This window comes from Rhodococcus sp. NCIMB 12038 (assembly GCF_002165735.1).
Classification (GTDB): domain Bacteria; phylum Actinomycetota; class Actinomycetes; order Mycobacteriales; family Mycobacteriaceae; genus Rhodococcus_F.
The window spans coordinates 432,241-444,432 of the sequence record NZ_NHML01000003.1 but is presented as its reverse complement, the minus strand read 5'-3'; the positions used below and the strand labels follow the sequence as shown (position 1 = coordinate 444,432).

Annotated in this window: 11 protein-coding genes; 5 read left to right on the top strand and 6 right to left on the bottom strand. The window is 69.5% G+C overall.

Annotated features, from left to right (window positions below; genetic code table 11):
- Positions 1–27: 27 nt before the first annotated feature.
- The 5 genes from CA951_RS05850 to aspS form a co-directional block, all read right to left on the bottom strand.
- Positions 28–1,203: a phosphotransferase family protein gene (locus tag CA951_RS05850; RefSeq protein WP_072942170.1), complete on the bottom strand. Its 1,176-nt coding sequence runs from the start codon at positions 1,201–1,203 to the stop codon at positions 28–30.
- Positions 1,204–1,268: 65 nt separating this feature from the next.
- The gene (locus tag CA951_RS05845; RefSeq protein WP_087555928.1) at positions 1,269–2,219 is read right to left on the bottom strand and encodes a transglutaminase family protein; all 951 of its coding nucleotides are present in this window, start codon (positions 2,217–2,219) and stop codon (positions 1,269–1,271) included.
- A complete protein-coding gene (locus tag CA951_RS05840) occupies positions 2,216–4,795 on the bottom strand; it encodes a circularly permuted type 2 ATP-grasp protein (protein ID WP_087555927.1) in 2,580 nt (859 codons plus the stop codon). Before CA951_RS05840 ends, CA951_RS05845 begins: the two co-directional genes overlap by 4 nt.
- Entirely contained in the window at positions 4,795–5,766 is a 972-nt protein-coding gene (locus tag CA951_RS05835) for a DUF389 domain-containing protein (protein ID WP_087555926.1), read from the bottom strand. Before CA951_RS05835 ends, CA951_RS05840 begins: the two co-directional genes overlap by 1 nt.
- A 69-nt stretch (positions 5,767–5,835) precedes the next feature.
- Entirely contained in the window at positions 5,836–7,644 is a 1,809-nt protein-coding gene (gene aspS / locus CA951_RS05830; protein WP_087555925.1) for an aspartate--tRNA ligase, read from the bottom strand.
- A 143-nt stretch (positions 7,645–7,787) separates the two neighbouring features.
- Here aspS and CA951_RS05825 point away from each other — a divergent pair, with 143 nt between their 5' ends.
- From CA951_RS05825 to CA951_RS05810, 4 genes are all read left to right on the top strand, one after another.
- On the top strand, positions 7,788–8,711 hold the full coding sequence (locus CA951_RS05825; RefSeq protein ID WP_087555924.1) for a neutral zinc metallopeptidase: 924 nt from the start codon (positions 7,788–7,790) through the stop codon (positions 8,709–8,711).
- Between the two features lie 63 nt (positions 8,712–8,774).
- Positions 8,775–9,401 (top strand): helix-turn-helix domain-containing protein, encoded by a 627-nt coding sequence (locus CA951_RS05820; protein WP_087555923.1) that lies wholly within the window; start codon positions 8,775–8,777, stop codon positions 9,399–9,401.
- 2 nt (positions 9,402–9,403) lie between these two features.
- The gene (locus CA951_RS05815; RefSeq protein WP_087555922.1) at positions 9,404–10,120 is read left to right on the top strand and encodes an SRPBCC domain-containing protein; all 717 of its coding nucleotides are present in this window, start codon (positions 9,404–9,406) and stop codon (positions 10,118–10,120) included.
- 64 nt (positions 10,121–10,184) lie between these two features.
- Positions 10,185–10,607 carry a PPOX class F420-dependent oxidoreductase gene (locus CA951_RS05810; protein ID WP_087555921.1) on the top strand — a complete coding sequence of 141 codons (423 nt, stop codon included), beginning with the start codon at positions 10,185–10,187 and terminating at the stop codon, positions 10,605–10,607.
- Here the strand turns inward: CA951_RS05810 and CA951_RS05805 are convergent.
- Positions 10,594–11,628, bottom strand: coding sequence for an Rv2578c family radical SAM protein (locus CA951_RS05805; protein ID WP_087555920.1), 1,035 nt, complete (start codon positions 11,626–11,628; stop codon positions 10,594–10,596). The genes CA951_RS05810 and CA951_RS05805 overlap by 14 nt on opposite strands.
- Before the next feature lie 108 nt (positions 11,629–11,736).
- Between CA951_RS05805 and CA951_RS05800 the strand changes: the two genes are divergently transcribed.
- Positions 11,737–12,135 (top strand): RidA family protein, encoded by a 399-nt coding sequence (locus CA951_RS05800; RefSeq protein WP_072942187.1) that lies wholly within the window; start codon positions 11,737–11,739, stop codon positions 12,133–12,135.
- Positions 12,136–12,192: the final 57 nt, after the last annotated feature.

Below are 12,192 nucleotides of genomic sequence, written 5' to 3'. Positions count from 1 at the left end.
TCCGACCCAGTCCGGCCGGACCACGGGTCAGCCGACGGACAGTCCCCGGATCTTGTCGGCGATGACGCGGGCGTCGTGGGCGACCACCGTGTTCCCCGCGTGATCCGCCGAACGGGCCAGCTTGTCCCAGCGCTGGGTCAGCGCCTCGGACCGCGGCACCGACAGGTGATGCTCGCGGACCGCGGCGATCCGCGTGTGGTTGTCGGGCAGGAACAGGTAGGTGCTGAGCCACACCCAGATCAGTTGCGCCTCGACCATGCGGGCGGCGAGCACGTTGTCGTCGGCGAGCGCGGGCCACATCCCCACGACCTCCGCACGCCAGGCCTCGATCATCGCCTGGGTGCGGTCCTCGGACAGTTCGATGCTGCACAGGCAGCCCGGGAACGAGACCAGCGCGTACGCGATGTCGAGCATCGCGTCGCGGAACCCGCCCCACTCGTAGTCGAGGAACCGGACGCCCTCGTCGTTGACGATGATGTTGTCCGGGCACAGGTCGGACGGGCTGAACGCCCGGAACCGGCCGCTCTCGAACAGCTTCGCGGCCCGCGCCACCTGCTCGGTCAGTTCCGGCGAGACGTCGACGCGGAGGATGTCGGACAGCAGGCCGGGCACGGCGGGCACCGCACGCTCCACCTGCTCGGCCACGGTGTCGTCGCAGTGCGCCACCTCGGCGCGGCGCAACAGTGCGGTGAAGTCTTCTTCGCGGCCCACGGTGGCCGCGTGCATGCGGCCGAGCGCCTGGGCCATGGCCATCAGGGTGTTGGTGACAGTGTCGGAGTCGGAGTGCTCGAGCAGCGCGCTGATCGGGGTGGCGTCCCCGAGGTCGCTGAGCACGAGGAGCCGGGCTTCGAGGTCGGATGCGAGGAGTTCGGCTCCGGGGCGGCTGTCCGTCGCCAGCGCCGTGGCGAACTGGTACGAGACGGCCTCGCGGAGGAAGGCGCTGCGGCTGTCGCCGGACAGGTCGTCGGGATCGACGGCCCGCGCGCCGGACACACCGGACTCCTCGCGGACCTGCTTGATCACCAACGTCCGGGGGAGGGAGAACGGATTCTCCGCCACCCGCACACGGAGCACGATGGTGCGGCCACTACCGCCGAGATCCACGGGATCCACCAGTGTCACGGGTGCCCCTGTGCGACGGGTGAGCAGCTTCTCGGCTGCGGCAACTACCTCTGAAACGGGGTCTGCCAGTATTGCAGTCATCGCGGACCAACTTACCTGCTAGTGACACGGATCATCGAGTCCTCCTCCGGAAGCCCCGATGAATTTCAGCATTTCGGCTGATCGGGTGCGAGTACTTCCATCGGCGCCACGTCAACCGACACCGCAATGGTGCTGTTTCGTGCCTCTGTGTATATGACACCGCGCAGCGGCGGCACGTCGGCGTAGTCCCGGCCCCACGCGACCACGGTGTATCGCTCGTCGACGAGCTGGTCGTTGGTGGGGTCGAAGGCCAGCCACCGGTCCCCCGGCATCCAGACCGCGGCCCAGGCGTGCGTCGCGTCGACGCCGATCATCCGTTCCTTGCCGGGCGGCGGCTGCGTCGCCAGGTACCCGGACACGTATCGGGCCGCGAGTCCGCGCGAGCGCAGGCAGGCGATGGCGAGCCGGGCGAAGTCCTGGCACACCCCCGACCGCTTCTCCAGCACCTCCGCGACCCGCGTCGACACCGACGTCGACCCCGACTTGTACTCGAAGTCGCGGTGGATGCGGGTCGTGAGATCGACCACCGCGTCCACGAGGGGCCGTTCCGGCGGAAAGCTCGGCGCCGCGTACTCGCGGACCGTGTCGCCGATCTCGGGGGGCTCGAGGTCGAGCACGAACTCCTGCGCCATCGCGCCCTCGGTGCCCACGGGCCGGGACAGCTCCCACGGCGCGTTCGCCGGTGCGGCGGCGAGCCTCGCCTTGTCCGGTCCGTAGACCTCGATCTCGGATTCGGCCGCCACCACCAGTTCCTCGTGCGGTGTGCTCACCTGGAAGTACAGGTCCCGGTTGCCGTATACGTCCGACCCGGTGGAGCGGTCTGCGGGCGGCGGCGTGATGTCGACGACGGAGCCGACGCAGCGCTGCTCGTCGGTATCGCGCGGCAGGAGGTAACCCCGGCCGTACGACGAGGTCACCGGCCCCGAGTAGGTGTACGTCGTGCGGTGGGTGATCCTGTATCGGCGCAGAACCCGCCGTTCCGCTGCCGGGCCTGCCTGGGGCGTCGCGTCCGTCATGCGGGAACTCCGCCCGGGGAGGTGCTCCACGAGGTGCCGCTGCCCCACAGCGGCTGGGTGCCGCCGGGCAGCGACAACTGACCCTTCAGCATCACGTCGGACAGTTCGCTCAGCAGTGCGCGCATCGTGGTCGTCAGCTCACCCAGCTCCTTCCGGGACCCGTTCGCATCGACCGATTCGAGTCGCACGGGGTCGACCCGCCGCACGGTGTTGACCATGTCCTCGGCGAGCCGCTCCGCGCGGGACGCACCCGAGGCGTCCGGCAGTGCGGCCAGATTCGTGCGCAACGCCTCCAGTTGGAACGCCAGCGACCGCGGGTTCTTCACGTCGAACAGCAACAACTCGGCCACGGCCGCCGGGCGGATACCGCGGTTGCGGCGGCGGTAGACCACGGAACTCTCGGTGGCGACGAGAAGCGATTCGATCACCGCCCGTTCGGTCGCGGCATCCGTCTTCCGCCCGAGGGTCGAGTCCACCAGTGCGATCAGGGTGGCTGCCCGTTCGATCCGTTTGCCGATGTCCATGACGTGCCAGCCGGTGTCGCGGACCAGCGACTCCGCGGCGACCCCGGACAGCGCGAGCATGCCGCCGAGCACCGCGGACTGCGCCTCGAACAGTGCGGACCCGTCGTCGACCGTGTCGGCGTTGACCTGTCCGAGCGCGCGTTCGACGGAGCTGAGCACGGCCCAGATGTCGTTCGACAGTTGCCCGCGCACGGCTCGCGCGGCCTGTTCGACGCCGCGCACCGCGTGGGCGAGCGAGCCGTCCCGGTCGGGGTCCGCCGTCAGCGAGCGGAACTCGGAACGCACCCGCCGCTGGTCGGTGACCGGATCGGAGTCCGAGTCGGCCCCGAGATCGAGCCCCTCCGGGTGGTGCCCGGCGTCGGCGACCCGCAGGACCGTGTTCAGCAGGATCGGGAGGCTTCCGCCGCCCGCCAGCCACGGTCGCAGCCGGTAGTCGCGGTACTTCTCCCCCACGGCGATCATCAGCCTGGCCGCACCCTCGGCGCGTTCGGCGAACCGGCCCATCCAGAACAGTTCGGTCAGTGCGCGCGGCGACGTCATCAGGTCGGACGTCGTCGCCGCATACGTGGGCAGGGTCTCCCCGTCCCGCTCGGCGCCGTCGCCCGGATCGGTGGACGCGGTGCGCTGCGCCAGCCGGATCCAGACGTCCTTCGCCCCGGCGTGGCGGCGGTCCCCGCGCTCGGCCCCGGGAACGAGGGACGTGCCGAGACCGCCGGCCATCGGGGTGAATCCCACCTGCTGCGCGACGCTGAACAACCGCATCCCGACCGGTGCGAGCACGACGTCCCCGGATCCGTCGGCGGCAGGCGCGTACGAGGGGTCCGGGACGATCTGCCCCACCCACCGCTCGGGTTCGGCCCGCACCCGGTCCAGCAGGGTGTCCCGGTCGGAGTCACCGAGGTCGGCGGGCACGATCGGCGAGCCTCCGTGCACCGCGCGCAGCACCATCGACGAGGCGTTCGCGAGGATGTGCGACAGCTCCGACCGGTCGCCGCCCCAGAAACTCGGAACCGACGGCAGCAGCAGCTCCTCGTCGAGCAGCCGTCGGCACAGGTCCGGAAGCAACCGGGTGAGGGCGGGGTTCTCGAGGATTCCGCTGCCGAGGGTGTTGACGACGGTCACCGCGCCCCGCCGCAGCACCTCGACGAGACCGACCACCCCGGATCGGGAGCCGGGGCGCAGGTCGAGGGGGTCGGCGAGGTCGGCGTCCACCCGCCGGACGATGACGTCGACGCGTTCCAGACTGCCGAGGGACCGCATCCACACATGGCCGTCGCGGACCACCAGGTCGGCACTCTCCACGAGCGGGAAGCCGAGGACCGTCGCGAGATACGCCTGATCGAATGCGGCCTCGGACCGGGTGCGGGGGCTGAGGACGACGACGAGCGGGTCCTCGGTGCCCGCGGGGGCGGCGTCGATCGCCGCGAGCCGCATCGACTGGGCGAACGAGGACAGCGGGCGCGGTCCGACCGTCTCGTAGATGCCGGGCATCGCCCGTGCGATGACGCGGCGGTCCGCCATCGCGTAGCCCGCGCCTGCCGGGGACTGCGTGTGGTCGCGCAGCGCGTGGAACGTGCCGTCCGCCCCGCGGCCGACGTCGAGTCCGTGCAGGAACAGCTGGTGGCGGCCCGGCACCGTGATGCCGTGCGCCGCACGGACGTAGCCCGGGTGCCCGAACACCGTGCGGGCGGGCACGGCGCCGCTCCGGACGAGCGTCATCGGCCCGTACAGGTCCGCGAGTACCGCGTCGAGGAGCCTGGAGCGCTGCACGAAGCCCGCCGCCAGCTGCTCCCATTCGTCGGCCGCGACGATCAGCGGGACCGCGTCGATCTCCCACCGCGGCGGTGCGGTCGGGGCGTCCGAACCGTCGAGGGGGTTGTAGGTGATCCCGTGGTTGTCGACGAGGAGCCGGATGCGGGACTGCAGGCGGCGGACGGAGTCGGGCCCGCCGTCCGTGAAGTCCTGGGCCAATTCCGCCCACGGTTCCCGGAGGCCGCCGTCGTCGCCGAACAGTTCGTCGTAGCCCGCGCCGTCGTGCGGCGAGACGCTCATCAGGCCCGCCGCCGCTGCGCCACGGAGCGGTCTCTCCGTGCCTGCTCGAGCAGCCGGCGGGGATCGCCGCCGCTGCGCAGTCGCAGTGCCAGGACGAGGACGCCGGCGACGACGATGCCCACCATGTTGACCCCGAGTTGCAGCGCCGCCAGGGCCGCGACGCGCCATTCGCCCACGGTGACGGCGACGACGGCGAATCCGGCAGCGGGAACGGTGGTGACCGAGATGAAGACGCCGACGAGTGCCGCCGACTTCGAGGACACGAGCGCGAGCATGCCCGCCGCGCCGGCGAGCAGCGCGACGATCAACGACAGCGGTCCGACGCGGTAGATGAAGTCGACCTGGTCGAGGGACTCGATGCTCTCGAACTCCATCCACCCGATTCGCTCCATCGCCAGCGTCGCGAGCAGTGTCGCCGCCATCGCGAACGGGAAACCGAACAGCAGGGCGGTCAGCGACCGCCGGGCCAGCCCGAGCTTGCGCCGCATCAGGGCGACGGCGAGCGCGGCGAGCGGGCCGAACTCCGGTCCCACCACCATGGCCCCGACGACGGTGATCGGCGAGTCGGTCACCACACCCACCGCGGCCAGCAGGCAGGCGATGGTGAGGAACGCGAGGAACGTGACGTTGAGCGTCGACTCCTCACGCGTCCGGCTGACCAATTCCTCCCACACGACGCTGTCCGCGGGATCGCCCGGGGCCGCCTTCTCCGCTTCGCGCGCGGACTTCGACAGCACCGTGTCGACGGGCTCCACCGTGATCGCGCCGGTGCGATCGATTCCCAGGGCCTCGAGCGCGTCGATCACGTCGTTGGCCGCCTCACGGGCGACGTCGGTCTGGATCGCGTCGCCGGCGGGGTCGATCGCCGCCTGGCGCAGCACCACCACGTGGGTGGCGCCGGGTTCCGCGGCGAGCACACCGAGGACGTCCTCGGTGCGCTCGGCCGGACAGATCACTCGCAGGTGCAACATCGTGTCCCCCGGCTGTTCCGCGTCGTCCGATCGTCCGAGCCCGCCAGCGACACGCGCCGGCGGACCCGCCTACTTCTCGGCGTGAGCGTCGGGCTTCGCCGCCACGGCGTCACCCTTCGGCTCCGGCTTGGCGTCGACACCCGATTCCTTGCGCTGCTGCGCGGTGATCGGCGCCGGCGCACTGGTCAGCGGATCGACACCGCCACCCGACTTCGGGAACGCGATGACCTCGCGGATCGAATCGACCCCGGCCAGCAGGGCGGTGATCCGGTCCCAGCCGAACGCGATGCCGCCGTGCGGCGGCGCCCCGAACGCGAACGCGTCGAGGAGGAACCCGAACTTCTCCTCGGCCTCCTCGTGGGAGATTCCCATCACCTTGAACACTCGCTCCTGAATGTCCTTGCGGTGGATACGAATACTGCCGCCGCCGATCTCGTTGCCGTTGCAGACGATGTCGTAGGCGTACGCGAGCGCGGAACCCGGGTCGGTGTCGAACGTGTCGATCGACTCCGGCTTCGGCGAGGTGAACGCGTGGTGCACCGCCGTCCAGGCGCTGTACCCGAGCGCCACGTCACCGCTCGCGGTGGCGTCCGCGGTCGGCTCGAACAGCGGTGCGTCGACGACCCACACGAACGCCCACGCGGCCGGGTCGATGAGGTTCTGCTTGCGGGCGATCTCACCGCGGGCGGCGCCGAGCAGCGCGCGGGAGGACTTGGTCGCACCGGCGGCGAAGAAGATGCAGTCGCCGGGCTTGGCGCCGACGTGCGCTGCCAGGCCCTCACGTTCGGCGTCGGTGAGGTTCTTGGCCACCGGTCCGCCGAGGCTGCCGTCCTCGCCGACGAGCACGTACGCCAGGCCCTTCGACCCGCGCTGCTTCGCCCACTCCTGCCAGGCGTCGAGTTGCTTCCGCGGCTGGCTCGCACCACCGGGCATGACCACCGCACCGACGTATTCCTGCTGGAAGACACGGAACGTGGTGTCCTTGAAGAACTCGGCGCACTCGACCAGTTCGACACCGAACCGCAGGTCCGGCTTGTCGGAACCGTAGCGGCGCATCGCCTCGGCGTACGTCATCCGCGCGATCGGCGTCTTGATCTCGTGCCCGACCAGCTTCCACAGCGACGTCAGCACCTCCTCCGCGAGGAGGATGACGTCGTCCTGGTTGACGAAGCTCATCTCGATGTCGAGCTGCGTGAACTCGGGCTGACGGTCCGCGCGGAAATCCTCGTCGCGGTAGCAGCGCGCGATCTGGTAGTAGCGTTCGATGCCACCGACCATGAGCAGCTGCTTGAACAGCTGCGGGCTCTGCGGCAGCGCGTAGAAGCTGCCCGGCTGCAGTCGTGCGGGAACCAGGAAGTCGCGGGCGCCCTCCGGCGTCGACCGCGTCAACGTGGGCGTCTCGACCTCGACGAACTCGTGGTGCGCGAGCACGGCGCGGGCCGCGGCGTTGACCTTGGACCGCAACCGGATGGCGTGACCGGGGCCCTCACGGCGCAGGTCCAGGTAGCGGTACTTCAGGCGCGCTTCCTCGCCGGCCTGGTCGTCGAGCTGGAACGGCAGCGGCGCGCTCTCGTTGAGGACCTCGAGCTCGGTGACGTTGACCTCGATCGCCCCGGTGGGGATCTCGAAGTTCTGGTTGCCCTCGGGACGGACCTCGACCACACCGGTGACCTTGACGCAGTACTCGGCGCGCAGACGGTGGGCCTGCTCGGCGGCGGCACCCTCACGGAACACCACCTGGGACACGCCCGACGCGTCACGTAGATCGATGAAGATCACCCCGCCGTGATCACGACGCCTGGCAACCCAACCGGTGAGGGTTACGGTCTGCTGGGCCTGCTCGGCTCGCAATGAACCGGCGAGATGTGTGCGCAGCACGGGATTCCTTTCGAAACATGGGGCAAGCTACTTCGTTGGCTGAGATCCTACGGAGACACCGTGCGTGAGCGGAAACGCATACCCGCTTCACGTGGGAGGCTCGATCGGCACGCACCGGAAAACTGAAGAGAAAGCGAAGACACATGACCTTCAACGAGGGCGCCCGAATGGACTCCGGCCGGGTGTCGACCGGAGGTGGGGGCGGCGGTGGCCTCGGCGGCAAGTTCGCGATGGGTGGCGGCGCGGGCGGTCTGATCGTGCTGGTTCTGGCGCTGCTCCTCGGCGGCGATCCCGGTTCGCTGCTCGGCGGTCTCAGCGGCACCACCGACTCCGGCCAGAATTCCGGCGCGGGCCTCGCGGGGTGCGAGACCGGTGCGGACGCCAACCGCGACGTGAACTGCCGGGTGGTGTTCACCGCGGGCAGTCTCGACTCCGTGTGGGGACAGGAACTCGCGCAACAGACCGGCACCGCGTACGTGCCGCCGGAGGTCGTGCTGTTCTCCGGGTCCGTCAGCACCGGCTGCGGCAACGCGACCAGCGAGGTCGGGCCGTTCTACTGCCCGGCCGACTCGACGGCGTACTTCGACACCAGCTTCTTCCAGCTCCTCGTCGACCGCTTCGGCTCCAGCGGCGGCCCGCTCGCGCAGGAGTACGTCGTGGCGCACGAGTTCGGTCACCACATCCAGAACCAGCTCGGCGACATCGGAAGGGCGCAGGCCGACCCGCGGGGCGCCGACTCGGCGGCGGTGCGGACCGAACTGCAGGCCGACTGCTATGCGGGCGTGTGGGCCCACTACGCCGACACCCTCCCCGGTCCCGACGGCGGGCCGCCGTTCCTGAACACCCTCACCGACACCGACATCGACGACGCCCTGTCCGCCGCCTCGTCGGTCGGCGACGACCGCATCCAGCAGTCGGCGGGCGCCCGGGTGAATCCGGAGGGCTGGACACACGGCTCCTCGCAGCAGCGCCAGAAATGGTTCGCCACCGGATACCGGACCGGCCAGGTGCAGGCCTGTGACACCTACTCGGCACGCGATCTGAACAACCCGCCCGCGCTCCGCTGACCAACATCCACCGACAGACTTTTTTGTCTTGACAGAATTTATTGTCGGTGCGAGAGTTGACGCATGTTGGACATAGCAGTGATCGATCAAGCGGCCGCCGCCGAGATCTCCCTGGACCCGGTCCGGGCGCGGTTGCTGGCAGCGCTCGCCGAACCCGGTTCGGCGAGTTCCGTCGCCGCGCAGGTGGGATTGACACGTCAGAAGGCCAACTACCACCTGCGGGCGCTCGAGGAACACGGCCTCGTCGAACTCGTCGAGGAACGCAGGAAGGGCAATGTCACCGAACGCCTGTTCCAGGCCACCGCGGCGTCGTACGTCATCTCCCCCGCCGCGTTCGCCGCCCTCGCGCCCGATCCCGACCGGGCACCGGACCAACTGTCGGCCCGCTGGCTGGTGTCACTGGCTGCGCGACTGGTCCGTGAGGTCGGCGAGTTGATCGCCGGCGCCACCGCGGCACGTCAGCCGTTGGCCACCTACGCGATCGACAGCGAGATCCGGTTCGCCTCGGCGACCGACCGCTCCGCGTTCGCCGACGAACTCGGCGAGACCGTCAAGAACCTGGTGTCCCGCTACCACGACGAGAACGCCCCGAACGGGCGCAGGCACCGCCTCGTCGTCGCACTCCATCCGAGCCTGAAAACACCTTCCGCGCAAGCGAAGTCATCCGACAACCGTCACGAGGAGAGCTAGCCATGTCGAAGAATTTCGAGATCCGCCGCGAAGTCGTCCTGAACGCCACCCCCGAGGACGTGTTCGCCGCCGTCACCACCGGCACCGGCGGCTGGATGTTCCCCACCGACCTCGATCCCGGGGTCGGCAGCGAGGGGCCGGCCGACCCCGCAGTCGTCGCGTGGGAGCCACCGCAGAAGTTCGCGGTCCGCCAGGAGGGTCCCGACGGCTGGTTCAACGCCCTCGAGTACCTCATCGAGGCGCGCGACGGCGGCACAGCGGCGCTGCGCTACGTGCACAGCGGCATCTTCACCGACGACTGGGATGCCCAGTACGACGGCGCCGACAAGCACACCACGTTCTACCTGCACAGTCTCGGCCAGTACGTCCGGTACTTCGCGGGCCGCGCGGCCACCTACATCGCGACCGGCGGCCCGGCGGCGTCCGCCGATCCCGGCGCCATGACCACGCTCCGCGGCGCGCTCGGCCTGTCCGACACGTCGACCGCCGGCGACACCGTCACCGTCGACGTCCCCGGATTCGGCACGGTGGACGGCGTCGTCGACTACCTGACGCCGCACTTCATCGGCATCCGGACCGGCGACGCGCTGTACCGGTTCTACGGCCGCAACGCATTCGGCGGAACGGTCGACGCGGCGCACCACCTGTTCGCCGCGGGCGCCGACCAGGAGAAGTCGCAGGACGCGTGGAAGTCCTGGCTCGACGACGTGTTCGCCTGACTCGCCGTGTGCCCCCGGTGTCGAAGTTGCACCGACGCAATGTCCCGTCGAACAGGAGAATTCCATGTCGTTCACGGACGAAGAAATCGCCTACCTGCGGTCGCAGCCGATCGCCCGGGTCGCCACCGTGGGCGCCGACGGACAACCCGACGTGGTTCCGCTGGCATTCGAGTTCGACGGAACGGACTTCTGGGTAGGCGGGACCGGACCGTCCGTCGCCGGTACCCGTAAGTTCCGGAACATCCGGTCAGGCAACAACAAGGTGTCGCTGGTCGTCGACGATCTGGTGTCGTTCGAACCGTTCGTCGCTCGATCCATCCGGGTCTACGGCACAGCCGATCAGCCGGTGGAACGGGATGGAATGGTCGGGCCCGGCATCTATGTGCGCATCGCTCCGGCCATTTCGTGGAGTTGGAACATGGCGGGAGAACCCGCAGGCGCCGAATGGTACGAACCGAGGCGGACCGTCCACCTCAGAAGAGGGTGAGTGCCGGTCCGGGCCGTCCGGCCCCGACCAGTTCACCGCGGTCCGGCTCGGTCTGCCCGGCGTCCCGATGTTTCGCACCGCCGCCGAGGCCGTACCGGTCGACGAGGGGGTCGACTCGCTCCTTCAGCCACGACTTGTATTCGGGCGGAACGTAGGCCGCCCGCCCGTACAACTGCCGGTACTGGCGGACGAGGGCGGGATGCTCCGTCGACAACCAGTTCATGAACCAGCCCTTGGTGCTGCCGCGCAGATGCATCGGAAAGACGGTCACGCCCGAGGCACCGGCATCGGCGATTGATTCGAGCAGGCCGTCGAGGTGCCGCACCGAATCGGTGAGGAACGGAATCACGGGAGCCACCATCACATTGCACGGCAGCCCGGCGTCGGTGATCGCCCGGATCAGATCGAGACGTGCCTTCGGGGTGGGTGTTCCCGGCTCGATCGACTTCTGGAGGTCGGGATCGTGGATCGCCAGCGAGACGCCGATGCTCACCGGCACCTGCCGGGCGGCCAGAGTCAGGAGCGGGAGGTCGCGCCGCAGCAGCGTCCCCTTGGTCAGAATCGAGAACGGGGTCGCGGATTCGGCGAGCGCGCGAATGATGCCGGGCATCAGGCGGTACCGGCCCTCGGCGCGCTGATACGGATCGGTGTTGGTGCCGAGCGCCACGTGTTCACGCTTCCACGACCTTCGCCCCAACTCCTTGCGCAGCACCGCCGCGACGTTGGTCTTCACCACGATCTGGCTGTCGAAGTCGCCGCCCGCATCGAGGTCGAGGTATTCGTGGGTGGGCCGGGCGAAACAGTAGCGGCACGCGTGCGAGCACCCGCGAAAGGCGTTGACGGTGAACCGGAATGGCAGTTGCGACTCCTCGGGCATCTTGTTCAGCGCGCTCTTGCAGAGCACTTCGTGGAAGGTGATGCCGTCGAACTCGGGTGTCTGCACGCTTCGCACGAGTCCGGCGCGTTCCAGCCCTGGCAATGCACCGTCGTCGGCGTCGACCGCTTGCCCATCCCACCTCATGAGTACATGCGAACATTTGTTCTAACCGGTGTCAAGGCTTCACGCCGGGTGGACGTGAGATCGTCGCCGTCGACCGCGCTGGTGAGCGCCGGATCGGGGATTGCGACAATGTCGCTCATGTCGAACAGAAACAACGTCTCGTCCGGTTCCGAGTGGGAAGGCAAGATCGGCTATTCCCGCGCCGTGCGCATCGGTCAGCTCGTGTCCGTGTCGGGTACCACCGCGTCGGGTCCCGACGGCCCCGTCGGCGGCGACGATCTCGCCGAGCAGACCCGCGAGGCGCTGCGCCGAATCGAGGCAGCGCTCGCGGAGGCCGGCGCGAGCACGACCGATGTGATCCGCACCCGCATGTACCTCACCGACATGAGCCGGTGGGAAGAAGCCGGCATCGCGCACGGCGAGGTCTTCGGCGAGATCCGCCCCGCCACGACGATCCTCGAGGTCAGCGCGCTGATCGCTCCCGGCCTGCTCATCGAGATCGAGGCCGACGCCGTCATCGGCGACTGACCGCCCCGGGGAGGCGGCACCGCACCGACGAGTGCCACGTCCGCCTCCCCACCTACC